We start from the raw sequence: 23,657 nt of genomic DNA, 5'->3' as shown, positions 1-23,657 counted from the left end.
TCGGCCCTCCCGGTGCTACGGTCTCCCCCGATCGAACGGGGAGACGGGGTGTACCACAATGGACCGATTTCGGCGCCGTACCGCTCTCGGCCTCTTCGTCGGCGGGGCGTCCGCCGTCGCCCTCGGCCCGCTCGACCCGGTCTTCGGCGGCCGGCCCGGCGACTCGCCCAACCGGTTGCCGATCCCGCCGGTCTCGCCGGTCGAGCGGGAGAACCGCGCCGCCGGTGAGCCGTGGTGGCCGGAGGACGACGGTCGGGCCGCCGACGACCGCCAGCGCCAGATCCAGGGGTACGCCTCGACGACGAGCGTCGCCCACGGCGAGGAGATCGAGTTCCACGTCGCGGTCAACCCGGCCGGACGGTTCCGGATCAGCGTGCACCGCCTCGGCTGGTACGGCGGCGCGGGCGCCCGCACGATGCTGACCAGCCCCGAGCTGCGCGGCGTGCCGCATCCGGTGCCGATCGCCGACCCGGACACCGGCGTGCTCGACTGCCGGTGGCCGGTGTCCTGGCGGCTGCCCGTCCCGCACGACTGGACCTCCGGCCTCTACCAGGCGGTCTTCACCTCGGCCGACGGCTGGCAGGCCTGCGCGCCGTTCGTGGTGCGCGACGACCGGCGCCCGGCCGCGCTGTGCGTGGTGCTGCCGGTGACCACCTGGCAGGCGTACAACCAGTGGCCGCGCGACCGGCGGGTCGGCAAGAGCCTGTACGGCGGCTACCGGCCCGACGGGCGGCGCGACCCCGAGCTACGAGCCCGCGCTGTCACGTTCGACCGTCCCTACTCCGGTGCCGGCCGGCCCTTCCACTTCGACCGCGACGAGGCCGCGATCCGGTGGCTGGAACGCAACCTGTACGACGTCAGCTACGCCACCAGCTTCGACCTGCACTCCGGCCGGCTCGATCCGGCCCGGTACCGGGGCCTGGTCTTCTGCGGGCACGACGAGTACTGGTCGGCCGAGATGCGCCGGGCCACCGAGGTCGGACTGGCCGGGGGCACCAGCCTGGCGTTCCTCGGCGCGAACAGCGTCTACTGGCACGCCCGTATCCACCCCGCCGCCGACGGCCGCCCCGAACGGGTCGTCGAGTGCGCCAAGACCGACCCCCGCCGGGGGGCCGACGGCAGCGACCCGACGTTGACCTGGCGAATCCTCGACCAGCCTGAACAGGCGCTGCTCGGCGTGCAGTACAACGGCATCGTGCTGACCCCGCAGCCGCTCGTGGTGCGCGGTGCCGACAACTGGGTGTGGGCCGGCACCGGCGTGGCAGACGGCGACCGCATCCCGGGGGTGGTCGCGGGCGAGGCGGACGGGGTGCACGCCGCCCTCGCCCGGCCCGCCGGAACCACGCTCAGCTCATCGCCGTACCCGGCCCAGCAGGGCGGGCGGCGGGTCCAGAACAGCCACGTCTACGAGACGGCACGCGGCGCGGTGGTCTTCGCCAGCGGCACACTCGGCTGGACCCTGGCACTGGACCGGCAGGGGCACCGTGACCCGCGCATCGAGCGGGCCACGGCGAACGTGCTGAACCGGATGGCCGGCCGGCGCCCCGCAGCGGTCAGCCCGGGACCGTGATCCGGCCGTCCACCGCCGCCGACGCGATGTCGGTGCGGTGGTGGGAACCAGCCAGCTCGACGTCGCGTACCAGGGCGTAGGCGGCGTCGCGCGCGGCGGCCAGGTCCGGCCCGGTCGCCGTACCGCAGAGGACCCGGCCACCCGCGGAGCGCAACGTGCCGTCGGCGTCCCGGCGGGTGCCGGCGTGGATGATCCCGGCGCGGTCCGCGCCGGTGATCACGTCACCGGTACGCGGGCCCGCCGGATAGCCGTCGGCCGCCACCACGACGGTGACCGCCGCGCCGTCGCGCCAGCGCAGCGGCGGGTGCACGCCCAGCGTGCCGGTGGCGGCGGCGTGCAGCAGCCCGCCCAGCGGCGTCTCCAGCAGGGCGAGCACCACCTGCGTCTCCGGGTCGCCGAAGCGCGCGTTGAACTCGATCACGCGCGGGCCGGACGGGGTGATCGCCAGGCCCACGTAGAGCAGGCCGGCGAACGGGGTGCCCCGGCGGCGCAGCTCGGCCAGCGTCGGGTGCACCACGTCGCGCATGACGTCGTCCACGAGGCCGGGCGGGGCCCACGGCAGCGGCGCGTACGCGCCCATGCCGCCGGTGTTCGGCCCGGTGTCGCCGTCGCCGACCCGCTTGAAGTCCTGCGCCGGCAGCAGCGGCACGGCCGCCTCGCCGTCGGTCACCACGAACAGGGAGACCTCGGGGCCGGACAGGTACTCCTCGATCACCACCCGGCCGCACTCCGCGGCGTGCCGCTCGGCTTCGGCCCGGTCGTCGGTGACCACCACGCCCTTGCCGGCGGCGAGCCCGTCGTCCTTCACCACGTACGGCGCACCGAACTCGTCCAGCGCACGCGCCACCGCTGCCGCGTCCTCGCAGGTGTACGCGCGGGCGGTCGGCACTGCCGCGGCAGTCATCACGTCCTTGGCGAACGTCTTCGAGCCCTCCAGCCGGGCCGCCTCCGCGCTCGGGCCGAACACCGCGATGCCCTTGGCGCGTACCGCGTCGGCGACGCCCGCCACCAGCGGCGCCTCCGGCCCGACGACCACCAGGTCGGCCGCGACCTCGACGGCGAGGGCCGCCACGGCCGCCGGGTCGGTGGGTGTCACCTCCCGCAGCTGCGCCACGGCCGCGATCCCCGGATTGCCCGGAGCCGCGACGAGCGCCTCGACAGCCGGGTCACCGGCGAGTCCGAGCGCGAGAGCGTGCTCCCGCCCACCACCACCCACAAGAAGTACGCGCACGACCGGCATCCTACTGACCACCCCACCCCACCCCGTCGATCAAGGAGTTTGCGTCTCAGATTGAGGTGCTCGGGTCCGCAAACTCCTTGATCACCGACGCATCAGGGCGTGTTTGACTGTCTGGGGGATGTAGTCGGGGCGCAGGGTGTCGGACCAGGTGAAGCGGAGGATCCGCCAGCCGGCGTTGACCAGGCGGTTCTGCCGGAAGCGGTCCGCGTAGACGGCCTGGGGCGTCAGGTGCGGGGCCCGGCCGTCCGCCTCCGCGATCAGGCGCGCGCGCCGCCAGGCCAGATCCCCGATGCCGAGCAGGTAACCGTCCTCGTCCCGTACCGGCAGTTGCAGGACGTCCGGCGGCACGCCACCGTCGACGCACCGGAGCCGGGCGCGGGTCTCCAGGGGCGACTGGGCCCGGCCGTCCGCCTCGGCCAGGTATCCCCGCGCGGCGACCGCCCCTCGGCGTCCGGCGAGGTGCGCGAGCACCAGGGGCAGGTCGTCCTCGTCCAGGATCCCCTGGTTGAGCGCGGAGTCGAGGACACACACCGCCGGGTAGCGCCGGGCGCGTAGCAACACGTCGGCGACGGTGCGCGCCGGTGTGGTGACCGGTACACCGCCGACCCGGCACACGTCCGCATCGACGAGCGCCAACTGGTGCATCGTCAGGCCCGGCTCCGCTCGGCGCTGCACGTGCGGTCGATCCGGCGGCACCGAGACGTGGATCACCGCCGTCGGTGCAAGGCCGGCGATGCCGTGCAGTTCGGCGGCGGTACTCAGCACGGCGACCGCGCCCTGCCCGAGGCTCGCGATCGTGGCGCGGATCATGGCACGTCGCAGTGCCACCGGCGCCGGCCCGGCCGGGGAGGGCAGGTAGCAGCCGCGCGAGAGTCGCGTCCACCGTCCGGACCGGACGAGATACCTGATCTGCTCCCGGCCTAGGCCCAGGCGCAACGCCTGCCCGGCCGTCACGAACCCGCCCTGCGTTGCGGCCAGCCGCCTCAGCTCGTCGAATTCACCCACACGCGCAGGCTCCCCCGCACCACCCCACAGCCGACACCCCTGTGGACACCCCTGTGGACAACCACCCTCCCGCAGCCCGTCACGCCTCCACCCCCGTGCCCTTCACCTCGGTGATCAAGGAGTTTGTGTCCGGATCCGACGCCGAACTGAACACAAACTCCTTGATCACGAGGTGAAGGGCCGGGGGCCGGCGAGGGTGGGGGTGGGGGTGGGGTTAGGGGAGTAGGGGGTGGCGGAGGACGTTTTCTTCTCGGCCTGGGCCTACGCCTACCACGCTCACCCGGGTGCCGGTCAGCTCCTCGATACGGGCGATGTAGCGCCTCGCGTTCTCCGGGAGCTCGTCCTCGGTCCGCGCCTTGGTGATGTCCTCCCACCAGCCGTCGAGCTCTTCGTAGATCGGCGTGGCGTGGTGGAAGTCCGTCTGCGTCATCGGCATGTCGTCGAAGCGCTCACCGTTGATCTCGTACCCGACGCAGATCGGCACCTTGGGCAGGCCGGTCAGCACGTCCAGCTTGGTGACCACCAGGTCGGTGACGCCGTTGAGGCGGCACGCGTACCGGGCCACCACGGCGTCGAACCAGCCGCAGCGGCGCTCCCGGCCGGTGGTGGTGCCGTACTCGTGGCCGACCTTGCGCAGGTGCTGCCCGTTGTCGTCGAACAGCTCGGTCGGGAACGGGCCGGAGCCCACCCGCGTCGTGTACGCCTTGCTCACCGCGATGACCTTGGTGATCGCGGTCGGCGGGATGCCGGCACCCACGCACGCCCCGCCGGCCGTCGGGTTCGACGACGTGACGAACGGGTAGGTGCCGTGGTCCATGTCGAGCATGGTGGCCTGGGCGCCCTCCAGCAGCACGGTCTCGCCGCGGTCGAGCGCGTCCCAGAGCATCACCCGGGTCTCGGCGATGTACGGGCGCAGCCGCTCGGCGTACTGGAGGTACTCCTCGACGGTCTCCTCCACGTCGATCGCCTTGCGGTTGTAGATCTTGAACAGCAGCTGGTTCTTCTCGCGGAGCGCCAGCTCGAGCTTCTTGCGCAGGATGCCCGGGTCGAGCAGGTCCTGCAGGCGGATGCCCATCCGGGCGACCTTGTCGCCGTACGCGGGGCCGATGCCCCGGCCGGTGGTGCCGATGCGGGAGCTGCCCAGGTAGCGCTCGACCACCCGGTCCAGCGCCCGGTGGTGCGGCATGATCAGGTGCGCGTCGCCGGAGATGCGCAGGCGAGACACGTCCACGCCACGCTCGGCGAGCCCGTCGATCTCCTGGAGCAGCACCTTCGGGTCGACCACCACACCGTTACCGATCACGATCATCGCGCTCGGTGACAGCGCCCCGGACGGCATGAGGTGCAGCGCGTACTTCTGGCCGTCCGGCGTGATCACCGTGTGGCCTGCGTTGTTGCCGCCGGAGTAGCGCACGACGTAGTCGACCCGCTCACCCAGCAGGTCGGTAACCTTGCCCTTGCCCTCGTCGCCCCACTGGGCGCCGAGCAGCACGATCGCTGGCATCTTCTCGCCTCCAGAAGGCTCGGGTGCCAGGTGGCGACCGGTCAGCGAGCCCGGGGTGTCAGGCTAACAAGTAGTGACGGTGGGACCAGCAGGGGTTGGTCGGAAAGCAGGAGGCTCCTTCGTGTACGACGTGGTGCTGCTCACCCTCGGCTCGGAGCGGGACGCTCCCGGTGGTGGCTGCGGCAGCGGCGGCGCCTGCTGCGGCGGCGCGGACGACACCGGCTCCGAGACCGGCGAGGAACGCTGCGAGACGCCGCGCGTACCGGTGCTGGCCTGCGCGGACGAGCTGACCGCCCGGGGTGCCCGGGTGACCACCGTGACCGCCCGGTCGGACTCCGAGATCGACGAGGTGCTGGCCCGCCTCGACGGTCCGCCGCGCGCCGACGGCCTCACCTGGCCGGATTCCGACGGCAAGACCAGGCTGATCGTCGCCACGGCGAGTGACGGTCAGTTGCGCGCCGTCCTGCGCCGGCTGGTCCGCCGGTACGCTCCGCCGCCGAGTCGCCGCCCCGCGGACCTGGCCGACAGCCGTACGGTGCCCGACCTGCCCCCGGTCGGCGTACTCCCGCTCGATCCGGCCCGGTCCGGGACGGCGCGGGACCTGGCGGCACAGCTCGGGCTGCCCCGGGATCCGGCGGGTGTGGCCGCCGCGGTGCTGGACGGCACCGCCCGGCGGCTGGACCTGCTGCGCAACGACGGCGGCTCGGTGACGCTCGACGGAGCGCTGCTCGGCGCCGCCGACGACGCCGGCCGACCGCTGCACTGGCGGGCCCGGGTCGAGGTCGACGGCACGGTGCTCAGCGACGGCTCCGAGCCGATCACCGCGTGCGCGATCGGCAACGCGGGCGGGTACGCGCGCCTGGGCGAGGTGGACCTGCTGGGCGGCCCGGATCCGGCCGACGGGCGGGTGACGGTGGGCGTCGCCGTACCAGTGGTGACCCGGTCGGCGTTGGGCCGGAAGAAGGTCCGGCTGGAGGTGCGCCGGGCGCGAGGCCGCGCGGTGGCGGTGGTGCCCCGCGACGAGAAGGTGCCCTTCCTCGACGACGGCGTCGAGGGCGAGCTGAGCCGCAAGCGCTCCTGGTGGACCGAGCCGGGCGCCTGGGCGGTCTGGACGGGCTGACCTCGGTCGATCCCCACCCGGCTCGCGGCGCTGGCCGGACCGCCTATCCTCGGCGGAAGGAATGGGGAGGAACCGTGGTGCACGAGAACGACGACCGGGCCCACGTACCGGGCCGACCGCAGGTGCCGCAGCGGGACGTCGAGCCGCTCTGGCCGCCGGAGGAGACCGATGCGGCGGCGGCCGCGATCCCGCCGTGGGCGTCGGTGCCCTGGCCGCTTCCGCCGGCCGACGCTCCCACACCCGCGGCGGCGGACGTCCCGGCGCCACCGGCGCCCGCTGTCGATCTGGACCTGCCGTTCACGCTCGACCAGGCGACGGCCGGCCCGTCACCGGCCCAGCCGGTACCGGCGGCGTCCGGCTCACCGGTGGTCTCCGACGCGCCGACGACGCCTGGTGTGCCGGCCACGGCCGGCTCGCCGGCCACGGCGCCGGTGAGCCCGCCCCCGTCCACGTCGCAGGCGGCTCCCGCACCGACGACAACGCCCGCCAACGGCACCACCGGCCCAGGTACCACCGGCTCGGGTTCTGCCGGCGAGGGCACCGGGAACGGACGCACCACCTCGCCGTGGGCTCAGCCGCCGCAGCGGGCCGGCTCGGATTCCGCCACCACGCCGGACCCCGCCGACGGCACGGCTCCGCCGTCCGACGCAGCGGAGGCCGACAGCACCGCCTCCGGCCGCGCCACCGTGGCACCGCTCATGCCGTCCGACGCCCTCCCCACCGAGGGCACCGCCACGGGCCGGGCCGCTGTCGCCGGGACGCCGGCGGAGCCGACGCCGGAATCCGGCACGGGACCGGCCGGGCCGGGCGAGCCCGCTCCGGAGTCGCCGCCCCGCCTCGGGCCGTTCCCGCCGTCGCCGGGCGTTCCGGCGCAGCCGTCCGCGTACGGCACCGGCTACCCGTCGCCCGGGTACCCGCCGCAACCCGGCCAGCCCGGGTATTCGCCGCAGCCCGGCCAGCCCGGGTACCCGCCGCAACCCGGTCAGCCCGGCTGGTACCCGCCGCCCGGCTGGACGCCCCAGGCCGGCGTGCCACAGCCGGGCGGCCCGATGCCCCCGCAGGCGCCGGTGTCCGGCCCGGTGGCGCCCCCACCATCGCATCAGCCTCCGGCTCACCCGGAGCAGGGCTGGACGCCGCAGCAGGCGGTGCCCCCGACCGCCGAGGACTTCGCCCGCCGCCGCCAGGCCCGGCCGGTCGACCCGGTGGCCACCATGGGCGTACGCGCGGTGGTCAACAAGATCGGGCTGGTCCGGCTCGCGCCGGGGCGGCACGAGCAGGAGACGAAGCGCGACATCGAGATGGTCCGCCGCAACTTCGGCGGCCTGCGCCAGGTGACAGTGGTCAACCCGAAGGGCGGCGCCGGCAAGACGGTGGCCATCCTGCTGCTCGCCATGACGTTCGGCCAGAAGCGCGGCGGATACGTGCTGGCCTGGGACAACAACGAGACCCAGGGCACCCTCGGCATGCGCGCGCAGCAGGACTTCCACGCCCGTACGGTGCGGGACATGCTGCGCGACCTGGCCCAGTTCCAGGGGCCGCACGGCCGGGTGGGTGACCTGTCGCAGTACGTCCGCTCACAGGGCGAGGGCATGTTCGACGTGCTGGCCTCGGACGAGTCCGCGACCGGTGGCGAGATGCTCACCGCAGCCGCGTTCGCGGAGATCCGTGAGGTGGTCAGCCGGTTCTACAAGCTGATCTTCGTGGACACCGGGAACAACGTCCGGGCGCAGAACTGGCAGGCCGCGATGGACGCCACCGATCAGCTCGTGGTCACCATGTCGGCCCGGAACGACTCGGCCGAGACCGCCGCCCGGATGCTCGACCACCTGGAGCAGAGCGGCCGGCAGCGGCTGGTCCGGCAGGCGGTCACAGTGGTCTCGATGCCGCCGTCGCGCAAGGAGATCGACCTGCCCGCGATCCAGGCCCACTTCGCGGCGCGGACCCGGGCGGTGCTGCTGGCGCCGTACGAGCGGCTCATCGACACCGGCGAGCCGCTGCGGTACGGGCAGCTCTCCTCCGCCACCCGGGACGCCTGGCTGAAGATCGCCGCGTCGGTGGCGGAAGGGTTGTAGGACGGGCGCGACGGCCGACCACCGGAAGGCCGGCCGTCGCGGCAGTGGTCAGTCGCCGGACAGCGCGTCGCCGGCGGCCGGGTCGCAGTCGCGGAGGAACTGGGCGCACCGGGCCGCCTCGTCCGCCTCGCCGATCTCCCCCGCCGCGCGGGACAGCACGTAGAGGCAGCGGAGGAAGCCCCGGTTGGGCTTGTGCGACCAGGGCACCGGGCCGTGGCCCTTCCAGCCGCTGCGGCGCAGCTGGTCGAGGCCCCGGTGGTAGCCGGTGCGGGCGTACGCGTACGCCGTGACGACCTGATCCGCGGCGAGCGCGCGGCCGGCCAGCGCGGCCCAGGCCGCGCTGTAGGTCGGGAAACGGGCCGCGACCTCGGCGTACGCCTCGTCGGTGCCCTGCTCGGCCGCCGCCGCCAGCGCGGCGTCGGCCTCCTCGTGGGTAGGGAGCAGGGTGGCCGGTGGCTCAGGCAACAGGTTCTGCATCGCCCCATTCAACCCGCTTCGCCCTCGGGTACGCGAGGGGCCTCGCCCGTACGGCTGGCTGAACGGCTGAGGGTTTCGTCACGCCTGCGGCTGGAGCACACGTACCCGCGGCCCATGCCGCCGCCGTGGTTCTTGCACTACAAATACAGATCCGGAGCCTCCCCAGGACCCGGTTACGCAGGAGCCCGGCGGCGTGCCCGCCGGGCTCCTGTCGTACCCGCCCCGGTTTCGGCACTTGCCGTGCGGGGGCAGGATGGCCTGGTGCCGACCCCACCACCCGCGGACGTCATCGAGCCGCACGCGCCCCACGCCAACGAGATCGAGACCCGAACCGCGTTCGAGCAGCGGCTGGCCGGGGGAACCCTGGCCGGCCTGACCGTGCAGGGCCTGCGCCTCGACCTCGACCCGGTTCCCGACCTGCGCGGCGTCGACGTCACCGGCACGCTCTTCGTGGGCTGCCGCTTCGCCGGCCGCGAGGTGGGCGCGGACCTGGTCCGCCGGGGCGCCAACGTGGTCCCGCCGTTCTCCGGGCTGCCGTACCCGACTCAGCCGTCGCACCTCTACACCGCCGACGAGCTGGCCGCCGGGTTCGCCGAGGGCGGGTTCGCCGAGATGTACGACACCCGGGTGTACGCGCACTTCCGGGCGCACGGCGGCGCGCTGCCGGACGTACGCGAGGCGCTCGGTCAGCGACTGCACGACCACGGCGTGGACAACGCCCTGGCCGACGCCACCCGGTCGTGGCTGGCCGCGCACGGACCGCAGTCGGTGGTGGGCGTCATGGGCGGGCACGCGGTGCCGCGCGGCAGCGTCGCGTACCGGATGGCCGCCGTGCTGGGCTGGGAGCTGGCGCGGGCCGACCGCCTGGTGGTCACCGGCGGCGGTCCGGGCGTGATGGAGGCGGCGAACCTCGGCGCGTTCCTCGCGGCCTGGCCGGCCGAGGAGTTGTCCGCCGCGATCGACGTGCTCGCCGTCGCGCCGGACTTCACCGACCACGACCGGTACACGGCGGCGGCGCTGGCGGTGCGCAGGCGGTACGCGGACGGCCCGACGCTGCCGTCGCCCCGCCCGTCCGCACCCGGCACCGAGTGGGCCCGTTCCGGCGGGCTGGCCATCCCCACCTGGCTGTACGGCCACGAGCCGGCGAACCTGTTCGCGGGCCGGATCGCGAAGTACTTCTCCAACGCCATCCGGGAGGACACGATCCTGCGGCTGGCCCGGGGCGGGATCGTGTTCGCGCCCGGCAAGGCCGGCACCGTGCAGGAGGTGTTCCAGGCGGCCACCAAGACGTTCTACGGCACCGACGGGGCCAGCGGGGCGTACGTCTTCCTGGACCGCGCGTACTGGACCACGGAGCTGCCGGTGGAGTCGCTGCTGCGGCCGCTGTTCGCCGCGTCCCCGTTCGGCGACCTGTCGCACACGATCCACGTGACCGACGACGTCCGCGACGCCGTCCGGGTGCTGACCGCCGGATGAGACACGGAAGGCCGGCACCCGCCCGGGCACCGGCCTTCCGTTCACGCGCGAGGCGTCACTTCATGGTGGTGCCGGTGGAGCGCAGGTGCTCGCAGGCCTCGACCACGCGGGCGGCCATGCCGGCCTCGGCGGCCTTGCCCCAGACGCGCGGGTCGTACATCTTCTTGTTGCCGACCTCGCCGTCGACCTTCAGCACGCCGTCGTAGTTGCGGAGCATGTGGTCCGCGACCGGGCGGGTGAAGGTGTACTGGGTGTCGGTGTCGATGTTCATCTTCACCACGCCGTAGTCCAGCGCCTCCCGGATCTCCGACAGCAGCGAGCCGGAGCCGCCGTGGAAGACCAGGCTGAGCGGCTTCTCCTTGCCGTACTTGGCGCCGACCGCGTCCTGGATCTGCTTGAGCACCTCGGGGCGCAGCTTGACGTTGCCCGGCTTGTAGACGCCGTGCACGTTGCCGAAGGTCAGCGCCGCCATGTAGCGGCCCTTCTCGCCCAGGCCGAGCGCGTCGACCATGGCCAGGCCGTCCTCGACGGTGGTGTAGAGCTTGTCGTTGATGGCGTTCTCGACGCCGTCCTCCTCGCCGCCGACGACGCCGACCTCGATCTCGAGGACGATCTTGCCCTTGGCGGCCTCGGCGAGCAGCTGCTCGGCGATCTCCAGGTTCTCCGCCACCGGCACGGCCGAGCCGTCCCACATGTGCGACTGGAACAGCGGCTCCTGGCCGGCCTTGACGCGCTCCTGCGAGATGGCCATCAGCGGCCGGACGAACTTGTCCAGCTTGTCCTTCGGGCAGTGGTCGGTGTGCAGCGCGATGTTGACCGGGTACTTCTTGGCGACCTCGTGCGCGTACGCGGCGAACGCCACCGCGCCGGTCACCATGTCCTTCACGGACGGGCCGGACAGGTACTCCGCGCCACCCGTGGAGACCTGGATGATGCCGTCGCTCTCCGCATCGGCGAAGCCCTTGAGCGCCGCGTTCAGCGTCTGCGAGGAGGTCACGTTGATCGCGGGGTACGCGTACCGGCCGGCCTTGGCCCGGTCCAGCATCTCCGCGTAAGCCTCGGGGGAAGCGATGGGCATGTCGAACGCTCCTTACTTACCGCTCTCGGCCGTGCAGGCCGCTGTCTTCCATGGGCGCGACCGTTCCGGTCGCTCACGTCCACGGGTGCGCCGGACCGCGCTGTCCACCGCGGGCAGTATCCCGCAGGAGCGTGAGCGGGGCACAACCGGCCCGGACGCCGCTCACCGATTCTCCAGCCGGTCCGGTACGACGACGCTGATCAGCCAGCTCACCACCGCGACCACGATGGCGCCCCAGAAGGCGGCCCAGAAGCCGTCCACGTGGAACGGGAGCTTCAGCACGCCGGCGATCCAGTCGGTCAACAGGAACAGCAGAGCGTTCACCACGAGCGCGAACAGACCGAGTGTGAGCAGGTAGAACACGCAGCCGAACACCTTGATGAGCGGCTTGAGCACCGCGTTGACCACACCGAAGACCAGTGCCACCACGATCAGGGTGAGCACGTTGTTGCCGGTGTTGCGGCCGCTCACCTCCACTCCGGGCACGATCAGCGTCGCGATCCACAACGCGACCGCGGTGATCGCCAGTCGGATCAGGAAGCCCATGGCATCCATCCTGGCACCGGCCGCGCGCCGGGAGCGGGACAATCGCCGACTCCGCCGTTCCGCCCGCCACCCAGCGGTGGCCCGGAGCAGCCCGTACGGTGGTGGGGACGATGCCCGCACGGAGAACAGGGAGGGACGATGGGTCAGCCCGACGAGGACTTCGCCCCCAGTGACCACCTCGCCCCGGAGGAGCGGGATCTGGAGGCCGAGCCGGCCGACGCGGTCGAGCAGGCCACCACTGTGACCCCGGACGACACCGACGGCGAGCCGCACCGGGGCATGGAGGTCGACGACTGGGACGCCATGGAGCAGGCCCGCGTCGTCACCGCCGACGAGGACGACTACCGCTGAGCCGGCACCCGGTCACCGCAGGGCGGTGACCCGGTCCGGGTGGGCGGCGGCCCACTGGGCCAGCCGATCCGCGCGCAACGCGTCCAGGAAACCCGGGGCGAGCGTCGGATCCGGCTCGAATCCGCGACCTGTCCAGTCGTCGAAGTCCACCGGAAAGCTGAGCCCGACCGGCTCGGCGGCGGCAGCGCGGCCGCTCGCGGCCACCAGCGCCGGCAGCGACAGGTCGCCGGTGTCCGCCGTGACGGCCGGTCCGACCCGCAGCAGCAGCCGGCCGAGCTGTGCCGGGTCGGTCACCGTCCCCTGCTCCCGCAGTTGGCGGAGCAGGCCGGCGGCGTAGCGCGCCGCGTTGCGGTCCCGGTCCAGCCCGCCGTCGCGCAGGCCGTACCGCTGCCGCAGCAGGTCCACCGCCGCCGCGCCGTTCAGCCGCTGGCATCCGGCCGGGAAACGCCGCTCGGTGTGCACCGAGCGCACCGGCGCGGGCAGGCAGACCGGCACACCGCCGACCGCGTCCGTCAGCTCACGTGCTCCCGGGTACGTGAGCACCGCGCCGGCGTCGACGCGTACCCCGGTCAGCCGGGCGACCGCCTCGCGGGTCGTCCGGTAGCCGGCGGCCAGGTCGGTGCCCGAACCGGCGGCCCGGGAGAACGTCGCGTTGAGCTTCTCCGTCCCGCCCTGCGACGGCACCAGCAGGTCACGCGGGAGCGACACGAGGTAGAGCCGGCTCCGGTCGGCCGGCAGGTGCACCAGCAGGACCGAGTCGGCGCGCCGGCTGCCGGCCGACTGGTCGACGCCGACCAGCAGCAGGTTCAGCGCGCCGGCGGCCTCCGGCACCGGCGTGGGAAGCGCGGGTGCCGCCGTCGGCGCCGGCGGCCGGGGCGCCATCGCTGTGAAACCGACGAGCGCGACGGCCGCGACCGCCAGCGCCGTGCCGGCCAGGCGTACGCGCCGGCGGCGCCGACGGCGACTGATCACCGCCCGGTCGACGGCGACCCGGAGCGGGCCGACGGGCGGGGTCGACTCCTCGATGCGGGCGAACGCGGCCCGCAGCTCGTCCTCGATCATCAGCAGACCTCCACGAGTTCGGCTCGGAGGGTGGCCAGCGCGCGCGAGATGCTGGACCGGACGGTGCCCACGGCGCAGCCGAGGATTTCGGCGATCTCCCCGTCCGGCAGGTCCTCGTAGTAGCGCAGCACCAGGGCGGCGCGCTGCCGCCGGGGCAGCCGGGACAGCCAGGACCGGATCTGGTCCCGGTCCACGGCGGACTGGGCGTGGTCGGTCGGCGCGGGCACCGACTGGTCCGCCTCGCCGCGTAGCAGCACCCGCCGCGCCCACGATCCGCGCCGCCAGTCGATGAACTGGTTGGTGAGCATCCGGCGCACGTACCGCTCCGGGGCGTCGGTACGGGCCACCCGCCGCCAGTTGAGCTGGACCCGGACCATGGTCTCCTGCACCAGGTCCTGGGCCTGGTGCGGATCCCCGGTCAGCATGACCGCGTACCGCAGCAGGGCGCCCAACCGCGCGTCGGCGAACTCCTCGTACGTCACTGCACCTCCCGGTGTCCGATTGATGGACGGTCCCGGGCGGCCGGAACATTGCGGTGGCGCCGATCATCCGTTCGGTCAATATTCATGATGTGGGACAACGCGCTCCTTTAAGGAATCTTTAAGCTCCGTGGGCTCCACCTGATCACCCCACGGGAGGACCCCCACATGCTCAGCAACTCCACCCGGCGCTGGCTCGCCGGGTTGGGCGTCGCAGGCGCGTTCGTCGCCGCCTCCGCCACCCCCGGCTTCGCCGCGGACTCCGAGATCAAGCTCGGCGTCTACTTCGGCGACACGACGATCGCCACCGATTCGGACGGCAAGATCGAGTCCAGCACCGTCCACAGCTCGGCTCCGGTCGTGCTGCACGACCTCACCGTCCGCTACGACTTCACCGGCCTCGCCGGCAAGGTGACCGTCGGCAAGGATGAGGACACCTCCGCCGACTGCACCTCGCCCTCCGCGAACGTGCTCGTGTGCACGTCGCCGTGGGAGGTGGAGGTCGACGAGTGGGGCCATGGCGGGCTCTTCCCGGTGCAGATCAAGGCCACCGGCAAGGCCGCGGACGGCGACACCGGCACGATCAAGGTGACGCTGTCGGCGAACGGCTTCGACGGCGTCTCGCACGAGGCCAAGGTGCGCGTCGGTGAGGGCGTCGACCTGGCGGCCGGCCCGGAGACCACGGTGTCTGCCGCCCCCGGCAAGAGCTTCACCGCGCCGCTGAAGGTGACGAACGCCGGCGAGACCACCGCCAAGGGCGCCGCCGTCATCTTCTACAACGACTACGGCCTGAACTCCACCAAGCACTACAGCAACTGCACGTACGTCGGCGACGAGCTGCGCACCTGCCGGTTCGACGAGGAGCTTCCCGCCGGCGGTACGTTCGGCGCGACCCTGCCGTACGCGCTCGGCGCGGACAGCATGGCGCCCGGCTCCAAGTACGGCGAGATCATCTGGATGACGCCGGACGAGTTCGAGGACTTCGAGGGCTACCTCGACAACTACGACGTGACCATCGGCAAGCCGGGCACCGACGGCAAGCTGACGCTGGCCGAGGCCGCCGGCAAGGCCACGGCGCGGGGCTTCCAGGCCGACCCCCGGCCGGAGAACAACGGCACGTACCTCGAGGTGAAGGTCACCGGCAACAACGGCACCGACCTGGAGGCGCTCGGCGCCGCCGTGACCGGCAAGGCGGGCGCGACGGTCAAGGCGGCCATCGGTCTGCGCAACAACGGCCCGGCCACCCTCGACTACAGCCGTTCCGGCAGCTCGGTCACCTACCTGACCTTCGACGTGCCGAAGGGCACCACCACGACGGCCGTCCCGGAGAACTGCTTCCCGGTCAAGGGCGACGAGTGGGGTGAGCCCGGCCAGCCGGGTGGGCGTCACTACCGCTGCTACTTCGGCTCGCTGCTGAAGGCCGGCGAGACCGTCACGCTCGACTTCGGCCTGAAGATCGACAAGGTGATCGCCAACGACACCGGCCTCGTGAAGATCAACGTGCCGTGCGAGTGCGACGGTGGCTTCTACCGTGACCTGAAGCCGGCCAACGACACCGCCAAGGTCGTCGTCAACGCCGCTGCGGGTGGCGGCGACGGTGGCCAGGGCGGCGGTGACGGCGGCACGCTGCCGATCACCGGTTCCTCCACCGGCCTGATCGCCGGCGTCGGCGCGCTGCTGCTCGCCGCCGGTGCGGTCGGCTACGTGCTGACCCGTCGTCGCAAGACCCGCTTCGTAGCCTGACCCGAAGCACTCCAGGTGCCCCGTCGACCCAAGGGTCGGCGGGGCACCGCCACATAGAAGCCGAACCAACAGGCAGCACAGGTCGACGCGACCGGGACCACGTCAGGTTTCCGGGTGAGCCCGGCCCGCGCAGGGATCAAGCCTGACCGCCCGGAGCGGGCCGGGCTCCCCCGGAAACCCCCACGACAGAAACCAGAACAAAGCGAGATCATCGACAAGTGCTGCTGACCCTGACCACGACACACCGCCCGGCGACCGACCTCGGCCACCTCCTGGTGAAGCATCCGGACCGCGTGCAGAGCTTCGACCTGCCCGCCGGCGCCGCGCACGTGTTCTACCCGGAGGCGGACGAGGCGCGCTGCACCGCTGCGCTGCTGGTCGAGGTCGATCCGCTCAAGCTGGGCGGCGGCCGGAAGAACCGGGCGCCGGAGGGCTTCGCGCTCGGGCAGTACGTCAACGACCGCCCGTACGCGGCGTCGAGCCTGCTCTCGTCGGCGCTGGCGAAGGTGTTCCGCTCCGCCCTGCGGGGCGAGTCGCGCGATCGTCCCGAGCTGGCCGCGAGCGCGATCCCGCTGGCCGTACGGGTGCCGGTGCTGCGCTGCCGGGGCGGCGCCGACCTGGCGGTACGGATCTTCGCCCCGCTGGGCTGGACCGTGACGGCCGACCCGATCCCGCTCGACGAGACGTTCCCGGAGTGGGGTGACAGCCGCTACGTCGACCTGACGCTGACCGGCACGCTGCGGCTCGCCGACGCCCTCAACCACCTGTACGTGCTGCTGCCGGTGCTCGACGACGCCAAGCACTACTGGGTGGCGCCGGACGAGGTGGACAAGCTGCTGCGCGCCGGTGCCGGCTGGCTGGCCGGTCATCCGGAGCGGGGCCTGATCACGCGCCGCTACCTGGCGCACCGCCGGGCGCTCGCGGGCGAGGCGATGGCCCGGCTGACCGAGCTGCGGCTGGCCGACGAGCCGCCCGCCGACGACAGCATCGAGCCCGCCACCGGAGAAGTCGTCGCGGTGGAGGACGTCCGCCGCGCCTCGCTCGCGGTACGGCGGCGGGAGGCGGTGCTCGCCGCGCTGCGGGACAGCGGCGCGAGCCGGGTGCTGGACCTGGGTTGCGGTGGCGGCGCGCTGCTCACCGCGCTCGTCGCCGACCGGCGGTTCACCGAGGTGGTGGGCGTCGACGTGTCGGACCGGTCGCTCGGCCTGGCGGCCCGGCGGCTGCGCCTGGACCGTCTGCCGGAGCGGCAGCGGGACCGGATCCGGCTGCGGCAGTCCGCGTTGACCTACCGCGACGACCGGCTCCGGGGGTACGACGCGGCGGTGCTGATGGAGGTCGTCGAGCACCTCGACCCGCCGCGCCTGCCGGCGCTGGAGGACGCGGTGTTCGGTCACGCCCGGCCCGGCACGGTGGTGGTGACCACCCCGAACGTCGAGTACAACGTGCGCTACGAGGGGCTCGGGCCGGACCGGTTCCGGCACGCCGACCACCGGTTCGAGTGGACCCGGGCCGAGTTCGCCGCCTGGGTGGAGCGGGTGGCCGCGGCGCACGGCTACACGGCGGTGCTCGGCGGTGTCGGAGACGACGACCCGGAGGTGGGGACGCCGACCCAGATGGCGGTGCTCACCCGCGCCGACCGCGACGAACGCGCCGACCGGCGCGACCGGAACGACAGCGACGACCGGAAGGAGGCGACGAACCGATGACCGTCCTGGACATCCCCGAGCTGGCACTGGTGGCGCTCGTCGGCGTCTCCGGCTCCGGCAAGTCCACGTTCGCCCGGCGGCACTTCGCGCCCAGCCAGGTGCTCTCCTCGGACACGTTCCGCGGCCTGGTGGCCGACGACGAGAACGACCAGTCCGCGTCCGCCGACGCGTTCGACGCGCTGCACCATGTCGCCGCCATCCGGCTGCGGCGGGGACTGCTGACGGTGGTCGACGCGACCAACCTCCAGCCACACGCGCGCGCCGGGCTGATCCGGGTGGCCCGGGAGCACGACGTGCTGCCGGTGGCGATCGTGCTGGACGTGCCGGAGGCGGTGGCCTGGGAGCGTACGGAGGCGCGCGCCGACCGGACGCACGGCCGGCAGGTGCTCAACCGGATGCGCCGCGACCTGCGGCAGTCGTACGGGCGGCTGGCCCGCGAGGGCTTCCGCAAGGTGCACGTGCTGCGCGGGGTGGAGGAGATCGACGCCGCGGAGATCCGCTACGAGAAGCTGTTCAACGACCGGCGGGAGCTGACCGGCCCGTTCGACGTGATCGGGGACGTGCACGGCTGCCGTACCGAGCTGGAGGCGCTGCTGTCCCGGCTCGGCTACGTGCTGCGCCACGACGACGCGGGCCGCCCGGTGGACGCGGCGCACCCGTCGGGGCGTACGGCGGTGTTCGTGGGTGACCTGGTGGACCGCGGCCCGGACTCGCCGGGCGTGCTCCGCCTGGTGATGGGCATGGTGGCGGCCGGCCACGCGATCTGCGTGCCGGGCAACCACGAGCAGAAGCTGCTGCGCAAGCTGCGCGGCCGGGACGTCCGGCTGACCCACGGCCTGGCCGAGACGATGGAGCAGCTCGCCGCCGAGCCGCCGGAGTTCGTCGCCGGTGTGGAGACGTTCATCGACGGCCTGGTCAGCCACTACGTGCTCGACGGCGGCCGGCTCGTGGTGGCGCACGCCGGCCTGAAGGAGGCGTACCAGGGACGGGCGTCCGGCCGGGTGCGGTCGTTCGCGCTCTACGGCGAGACCACCGGCGAGACCGACGAGTACGGCCTGCCGGTGCGCTACCCGTGGGCGCGGGACTACCGAGGTTCGGCGATGGTCGTGTACGGGCACACGCCGACGCCCGAGCCGGAGTGGGTGAACAACACCATCTGCCTGGACACCGGTTGCGTGTTCGGCGGGCAGCTCACCGCGCTGCGCTACCCGGAGAAGGAGCTGGTGGCCGTCCCGGCGGTGAAGGAGTGGTACGCCCCGGCCCGCCCGCTGGTACCGGTCGCGCCGGCGCGGCCGGACACCGTGCTGGACCTGGCCGACGTGACCGGGCGGCGGCACCTCACCCACGCGTACGGGTCGCTGACCGTGCCGGCCGAGAACGCCGCCGCCGCGCTGGAGGTGATGAGCCGCTTCGCGGTCGACCCGGGCCGGCTGGTGTGGCTGCCGCCGACCATGGCGCCCTGCTCGACGTCGACTGTGGACGGGTTCCTGGAGCACCCGGCCGAGGCGTTCGCCGACTACCGCGCGGCCGGCGTCGACCGGGTCGTCTGCGAGGAGAAGCACATGGGCTCGCGGGCGGTGGTGCTCGTGGAGCGGGAGCCGGGCCGTTTGGGCGGCGGCGGCGTGCACACCCGTACCGGCAGGCCGTTCTTCGGCCCGCCGCTCGACGACGAGCTGCTGGCCCGGGTGCGCGCCGCGGTCACCACCGCCGGCCTCTGGGCCGAGCTGGGCACCGACTGGCTGCTGCTCGACGCCGAGCTGCTGCCCTGGTCGGCGAAGGCGGGCGGGTTGATCCGCGAGCAGTACGCCGGCGTCGGCGCGGCCGGGCGGGCCGCGCTGCCGGCGGTGTTCGCCGCGCTGGACACCGCCGCCGGACGCGGCCTGCCGGTGGATGCGCTGCGCGACCGGATGGCCGGCCGGGCCGCCGAGGTCACCGCCTACTCGGCGGCCTACCGGGCGTACGTCCGGCCGACCGACGGGCTGCGCGGGGTGACGCTGGCGCCGTTCGCGGTGCTGGCCGGGGCGGGGGTGAGCTACGCCGAGCGCGACCACGGCTGGCACCTGGCGCTGGCCGACCGGCTCTGCGCCGCCGACCCGGAGTTCTTCACCCCGACCCGGCGGCGGGTGGTGGACCTGGCCGACGAGTCGGCGGTGGGCGACGCCACCGAGTGGTGGCTGGCGCTCACCGCGGCCGGCGGCGAGGGCATGGTGGTCAAGCCGTACGCGGGCCTGGCCGCCCGTTCGCCGAAGGGCGCGCTGCTCCAGCCGGGGATCAAGTGCCGGGGGCGGGAGTACCTGCGGATCATCTACGGTCCCGGGTACACCGGGCCGGCGCAGCTCGCCGCGTTGCGCCGCCGTTCGCTGGGACGTAAGCGCGGGCTCGCCCTGCGGGAGCACGGCCTGGGCCTGGCCGCACTGGACGCGCTGGCCGAGGACGCCCCGCTCTGGCGCCGCCACGAGCTGGTGTTCGCGATCCTCGCCTGCGAGTCCGAGCCGGTCGACCCCCGCCTCTGACGACGACGCCCGGTCCGGCCGAAATGCCGGACCGGGCCGGGGTACCCTGTGTGGCCGTGGACACAGCAGAGAAGACCCGGATGTTCTCCGAGAGCGTGGCGCTGAACCCGCTCGACCCGAAGGACCTCATCCACACCTTCGGCATGATCGGTGTCTGGGTGATCCTCTTCGCCGAGACCGGGCTGCTCGTCGGCTTCTTCTTCCCCGGCGACTCGCTGCTGTTCCTGGCCGGGGTGGCCGCCTCCCCGGTGGCCGACGCCATCTTCGGCGACGGCACCCGCCTGTCCCTGGCCGGGCTGATGATCGGCGGGCCGCTCTGCGCCATCGTCGGCGCCCAGCTCGGGCACTGGCTCGGCGCCCGGTACGGCCGGCGCATGTTCGAGAAGCCCAACTCCCGGCTGTTCAAGCGGGAGTACGTGGAGAAGGCGGAGTACTACTTCCAGAAGTTCGGCCCGGCGAAGGCCGTGGTGCTGGCCCGGTTCATCCCGATCGTGCGGACGTTCCTCAACCCGGTGGCCGGGGTGCTCGGCATGTCGGCCCGCCAGTTCTTCGTGTGGAACGTGGTGGGTGCGGTCCTCTGGGTGGACGGCATCCTGCTGATCGGCTACCTGCTGGCCCGCCAGATCTACGACGCCATCGGCGACAAGATCGACAGGTACATCCTGCCGGTGGTCGCGCTGATCATCGTGATCTCGGTGCTGCCGATCTTCTTCGAGTTCCTCCGCGACCGGCGGGCGCGCAAGCGCGGCGAGGCGGTCGCCGTCATCACCGCGGCGACGGTGGCCGGCACGGTGGAGGCGGCCCGGGAGGGCATCGAGGAGCACCGGCCCGGGCACGGAGACGGCGGGCAGCACCGCCGCTGAGCACGTACGGACGCCGAAGGCCGGCCCTCGGGCGAGGACCGGCCTTCGACATCACTGCTCCAGCCGGGTCACACGGACGACGGCAGCCGTCACCGTGCGCTGATGGCGCCACCCCTCGCACGCCACCGGTCACCCGGTCGGGACGACCCTCGGTAGGGCCGGCCCGAAAGGTTTCAGCGAGCCTTCTTGGTAGCCCGCTTCCGCGGCGGGGTGAGCAGATCCGCGATCGTGGCGATCGCGGACGGCACCAGCCGGTAGTACGCCCAGACCCCGCGCTTCTCCCGCTCCAGCAAGCCGGCCTCGGTGAGGATTCGCAGGTGGTGGCTGACCGTCGGCTGCGAGAGGCCGAGCGGCGCGGTGAGGTCACACACGCACGCCTCCCCCTCGGGAGCCGACTGGATCAGGCTGAGCAGCCGCAGCCGAGCGGGGTCAGCGAGGGCCTTGAGGACCCCCGCAAGCCGCTCGGCGTCGGCGCGTTCGATCGGCTCGCCGGCAAGCGGCGAGATCTGAGGCATGGTCATTTCAGCCAACGCAGTTCCCACGTATTCCATCCTTCCACCAGCAGCATCGATCCGCCTGCATATCAGCAGATCCGAATCGGCAAACTTTTACGCCACAAGGCCGAGGTCAGCCAACGTATAGGCCGCCCGATAGGGCAATCCGGCGGCTCGCACCGTGTCGCCGGCACCTCGATCAACAATAACCGCCACACCCACCACCTCGGCCCCTGCCTCACGCAATGCCTCGACCGCTGTCAGAACACTTCCACCGGTGGTGGAGGTGTCCTCGACAGCGAGCACCCGCCGCCCGGAGACGTCCGGCCCCTCGATCCGGCGCTGGAGACCGTGGGCCTTGCCCTCCTTGCGCACCACGAAGGCATCGACCGCACGGCCCGTGCCCGCCGAGGCGTGCAGCATGGCGGCGGCCACCGGATCGGCGCCCAGGGTCAGCCCGCCGACCGCGTCGTACGCCCAGTCGGCGGTGAGGTCACGCATGACCCGGCCGATCAACGGAGCCGCCTCGTGATGGAGCGTGACGCGACGCAGATCCACGTACCAGTCCGCCTCGCGGCCCGACGAGAGCACCACCCGGCCGTGCACCACAGCTAGGTCAGTGATGAATTTGCGCAGGTCGTCGTGGTCGCCCATGGCCCAAGAGCGTACTTCGCAAGTCTGAGCGCCATCCTTGGGGTCTGCCCTGGTCAACCCTGCGGGCGACCGGCGGGTGGCGATGAGCGGCTACGCTGTGCGACCGTCCATCCCGGCCGGCCGCCGAACCGGCCCGGTGCGGGCCGCCGCCGGTCAGCCGCGCTGCCGACCGACCGCACCCCGGGTGTCCCGCCGGAAACCGCGTAGCAGGCGCTTCGGCGCGTACCGCAGCCCGGCCACCGCCACCTTGTACTTCCAGTCCGGGACACTCACGAACTTACCTTTATGCAGGTCAAGCAGCCCTTCAGCGACCACATCGTCGGCTCGCAACCAGGCCCAGGCGGGCAGTCGCGACATGTCGATGCCCGCGCGTTCGTGATTTCCGGTTCGGGTGTAGCCGGGGCAGAGCGCCATCACGCGTACACCGAGCGGCGCGACGGACTGGCCGATCGATTCACTGAAATTCGTCACCCACGCCTTGCTGGCCGAGTACGTGGATCCCGGCATGGGGACACCGAAGCCGGCAACGGAAGAGACATTTATCACTGCCCCACGGCCTCGCGCGATCATCGGGCCGAGGGCGGCATGGGTCAGACGCAGCACCGCGAGCACGTTGAGGCGGACCAGCCGCGCCTCGTCCGCCACCGACGAGCGGACGAACGACGTGTTCAGGCTGATGCCCGCGTTGTTGACGAGGAGCTCGATCGGCGTACCGGTGGTCAGCCGTCGTTCGACCGCCGCGCAGCCGTCCTCGGTGGACAGATCCGCCGCGATCGTCTCGGCGTCGCCACCGTGACGGCCGGTCAGCTCGGCCGCCAGCGCGTCGAGCCGGGCGGCGTCCCGGGCCACCAGGACGAGGTCCCAGCCGTCGGCGGCGAGCCGGCGGGCGAACGCCTCGCCGATGCCCAGGCTGGCGCCGGTGACCAGGGCACGGCGCCGGGAGGGGTCGGTGTCACCTGTCATCGGCGGTCCTCGGGAGGTGGCGGGAACCCACCCGGCGGCGTCGCGGGCGGGACGGACGAGGGCGGGTTCAGGCCGGGTGGCGGTCCCCAGGGCGTCGGCCCGGGGGCGGTCGCGCCGGACACGGTCGAGCCGTAGCCGGACAGCCGCAGCGGGGCGGTACGGCGGCGCAGGAACGCGCCGGACGACGGCAGCGTGAGCAGCACGGCGACCACCAGGTAGCCGAGGATCTGCGCCACCGACAGCGTCGCGTTCACCGGGATCCACCAGGACGGGTAGGCGTCCCCGACGAGCCCCAGCAGGTCGGCGGTGATCCGGTCGTCCGCGCCGAGCCGCAGCGGGACGGCCCGCTGGCCGACCAGCACCGCCAGCCCGCAGCAACCACAGAGCAGGCCCGTACCGGCGACCACCCAGGTCGCCGTGCGGGCACCGGACCGGCCGGCGAGCAGGCCGAACGCGAGCCCGACGAGCAGCAGTGCGGCGAGCACGCCGAGCACGGCGGCCAGCACTGTGGAGCCGCGCAGCAGACCGGCCACCTGGTCGATGTCGCCACCGCTCGCGCCGGTCCGCTGCGCCGCCGCATCCCGGAACCGGTCCACCGTGCCGCCGCCGACCGCCAGGTTGGCCACCGCGTACGCCACGGCGCCGACCGCCATCACCAGCAGCAGCGCCGCCGCGGCGAGGACGGTGCCCGGCCGGCGGGGTGCGGCCCGATCGGGGTACGACACGACTGATCCCTCCGGT

21 protein-coding genes are annotated in these 23,657 nt (G+C 73.1%); 9 read left to right on the top strand and 12 right to left on the bottom strand.

The genetic code is table 11. From position 1 onward, the window contains the following. Positions 1-58 precede the first annotated feature (58 nt). Positions 59-1,570, top strand: a complete 1,512-nt coding sequence (locus GA0070562_RS01775) for a N,N-dimethylformamidase beta subunit family domain-containing protein (RefSeq protein ID WP_091414099.1) — start codon at positions 59-61, stop codon at positions 1,568-1,570. Here GA0070562_RS01775 and purD read toward each other — a convergent pair. The 3 genes from purD to GA0070562_RS01760 all read right to left on the bottom strand — a co-directional run bounded on the left by purD (position 1,554) and on the right by GA0070562_RS01760 (position 5,319). Next, positions 1,554-2,801: a phosphoribosylamine--glycine ligase gene (gene purD, locus GA0070562_RS01770; protein ID WP_091414097.1), complete on the bottom strand. Its 1,248-nt coding sequence runs from the start codon at positions 2,799-2,801 to the stop codon at positions 1,554-1,556. The two genes, GA0070562_RS01775 and purD, sit on opposite strands and share 17 nt — an antisense overlap. A 90-nt stretch (positions 2,802-2,891) precedes the next feature. Continuing rightward, complete coding sequence (locus GA0070562_RS01765) at positions 2,892-3,815, bottom strand: type IV toxin-antitoxin system AbiEi family antitoxin domain-containing protein (RefSeq protein WP_091414095.1); 924 nt, start codon at positions 3,813-3,815, stop codon at positions 2,892-2,894. A gap of 214 nt (positions 3,816-4,029) precedes the next feature. After that, a complete protein-coding gene (locus GA0070562_RS01760; RefSeq protein WP_091414093.1) occupies positions 4,030-5,319 on the bottom strand; it encodes an adenylosuccinate synthase in 1,290 nt (429 codons plus the stop codon). Positions 5,320-5,440: 121 nt separating this feature from the next. On the opposite strand from GA0070562_RS01760, the gene GA0070562_RS01755 reads away from it, so the two are divergent. Continuing rightward, a complete protein-coding gene (locus tag GA0070562_RS01755; protein WP_091414092.1) occupies positions 5,441-6,439 on the top strand; it encodes a diacylglycerol kinase family protein in 999 nt (332 codons plus the stop codon). A gap of 74 nt (positions 6,440-6,513) precedes the next feature. Then, the gene (locus GA0070562_RS01750) at positions 6,514-8,511 is read left to right on the top strand and encodes a chromosome partitioning protein (RefSeq protein ID WP_091414089.1); all 1,998 of its coding nucleotides are present in this window, start codon (positions 6,514-6,516) and stop codon (positions 8,509-8,511) included. A 48-nt stretch (positions 8,512-8,559) separates the two neighbouring features. Here the strand turns inward: GA0070562_RS01750 and GA0070562_RS01745 are convergent, their stop codons facing one another. Then, a complete protein-coding gene (locus GA0070562_RS01745; protein ID WP_091414087.1) occupies positions 8,560-8,988 on the bottom strand; it encodes a DUF3151 domain-containing protein in 429 nt (142 codons plus the stop codon). A gap of 261 nt (positions 8,989-9,249) precedes the next feature. On the opposite strand from GA0070562_RS01745, the gene GA0070562_RS01740 reads away from it, so the two are divergent. Further along, entirely contained in the window at positions 9,250-10,464 is a 1,215-nt protein-coding gene (locus tag GA0070562_RS01740) for an LOG family protein (RefSeq protein WP_175438588.1), read from the top strand. A gap of 55 nt (positions 10,465-10,519) precedes the next feature. Here GA0070562_RS01740 and fbaA read toward each other — a convergent pair whose 3' ends face one another. Beyond that, a complete protein-coding gene (gene fbaA / locus GA0070562_RS01735; protein WP_091414083.1) occupies positions 10,520-11,542 on the bottom strand; it encodes a class II fructose-bisphosphate aldolase in 1,023 nt (340 codons plus the stop codon). 162 nt (positions 11,543-11,704) lie between these two features. Continuing rightward, positions 11,705-12,088 (bottom strand): phage holin family protein, encoded by a 384-nt coding sequence (locus tag GA0070562_RS01730; protein WP_073826809.1) that lies wholly within the window; start codon positions 12,086-12,088, stop codon positions 11,705-11,707. 138 nt (positions 12,089-12,226) lie between these two features. On the opposite strand from GA0070562_RS01730, the gene GA0070562_RS01725 reads away from it, so the two are divergent. After that, positions 12,227-12,439 (top strand): hypothetical protein, encoded by a 213-nt coding sequence (locus tag GA0070562_RS01725; RefSeq protein ID WP_091414081.1) that lies wholly within the window; start codon positions 12,227-12,229, stop codon positions 12,437-12,439. Positions 12,440-12,451: 12 nt separating this feature from the next. Here the strand turns inward: GA0070562_RS01725 and GA0070562_RS01720 are convergent, their stop codons facing one another. Both GA0070562_RS01720 and GA0070562_RS01715 read right to left on the bottom strand, forming a co-directional pair. Beyond that, positions 12,452-13,501: an LCP family protein gene (locus GA0070562_RS01720; protein WP_091414076.1), complete on the bottom strand. Its 1,050-nt coding sequence runs from the start codon at positions 13,499-13,501 to the stop codon at positions 12,452-12,454. Continuing rightward, positions 13,501-13,983: a SigE family RNA polymerase sigma factor gene (locus GA0070562_RS01715; RefSeq protein ID WP_091414070.1), complete on the bottom strand. Its 483-nt coding sequence runs from the start codon at positions 13,981-13,983 to the stop codon at positions 13,501-13,503. The genes GA0070562_RS01720 and GA0070562_RS01715 overlap by 1 nt, the downstream gene beginning before the upstream one ends. A gap of 165 nt (positions 13,984-14,148) precedes the next feature. On the opposite strand from GA0070562_RS01715, the gene GA0070562_RS01710 reads away from it, so the two are divergent. The 4 genes from GA0070562_RS01710 (at position 14,149) to GA0070562_RS01695 (ending at position 20,805) form a co-directional block, all read left to right on the top strand. Beyond that, positions 14,149-15,723 (top strand): LPXTG cell wall anchor domain-containing protein, encoded by a 1,575-nt coding sequence (locus GA0070562_RS01710; RefSeq protein ID WP_091413968.1) that lies wholly within the window; start codon positions 14,149-14,151, stop codon positions 15,721-15,723. Positions 15,724-15,941: 218 nt separating this feature from the next. Beyond that, positions 15,942-17,429: a 3' terminal RNA ribose 2'-O-methyltransferase Hen1 gene (locus GA0070562_RS01705; RefSeq protein WP_091413814.1), complete on the top strand. Its 1,488-nt coding sequence runs from the start codon at positions 15,942-15,944 to the stop codon at positions 17,427-17,429. Continuing rightward, positions 17,426-19,942, top strand: coding sequence for a polynucleotide kinase-phosphatase (locus GA0070562_RS01700; RefSeq protein ID WP_091413812.1), 2,517 nt, complete (start codon positions 17,426-17,428; stop codon positions 19,940-19,942). Before GA0070562_RS01705 ends, GA0070562_RS01700 begins: the two co-directional genes overlap by 4 nt. A 23-nt stretch (positions 19,943-19,965) precedes the next feature. Further along, positions 19,966-20,805 (top strand): DedA family protein, encoded by an 840-nt coding sequence (locus GA0070562_RS01695; protein WP_091413810.1) that lies wholly within the window; start codon positions 19,966-19,968, stop codon positions 20,803-20,805. A gap of 173 nt (positions 20,806-20,978) precedes the next feature. Here GA0070562_RS01695 and GA0070562_RS01690 read toward each other — a convergent pair whose 3' ends face one another. From GA0070562_RS01690 to GA0070562_RS01675, 4 genes are all read right to left on the bottom strand, one after another. Beyond that, positions 20,979-21,356, bottom strand: a complete 378-nt coding sequence (locus GA0070562_RS01690; protein WP_007454255.1) for an ArsR/SmtB family transcription factor — start codon at positions 21,354-21,356, stop codon at positions 20,979-20,981. Between the two features lie 57 nt (positions 21,357-21,413). Next, positions 21,414-21,953, bottom strand: a complete 540-nt coding sequence (pyrE, locus tag GA0070562_RS01685; RefSeq protein ID WP_091413808.1) for an orotate phosphoribosyltransferase — start codon at positions 21,951-21,953, stop codon at positions 21,414-21,416. Positions 21,954-22,106: 153 nt separating this feature from the next. Further along, a complete protein-coding gene (locus GA0070562_RS01680; RefSeq protein WP_091413804.1) occupies positions 22,107-22,916 on the bottom strand; it encodes an SDR family NAD(P)-dependent oxidoreductase in 810 nt (269 codons plus the stop codon). Then, positions 22,913-23,641: a hypothetical protein gene (locus GA0070562_RS01675; RefSeq protein ID WP_091413802.1), complete on the bottom strand. Its 729-nt coding sequence runs from the start codon at positions 23,639-23,641 to the stop codon at positions 22,913-22,915. Before GA0070562_RS01675 ends, GA0070562_RS01680 begins: the two co-directional genes overlap by 4 nt. Between the last annotated feature and the right edge of the window lie 16 nt (positions 23,642-23,657).

Source organism: Micromonospora tulbaghiae, from assembly GCF_900091605.1.
In the GTDB taxonomy this organism is placed as follows: Bacteria; Actinomycetota; Actinomycetes; order Mycobacteriales; family Micromonosporaceae; genus Micromonospora; species Micromonospora tulbaghiae.
This window is presented reverse-complemented; position numbering and strand designations above follow the sequence as displayed.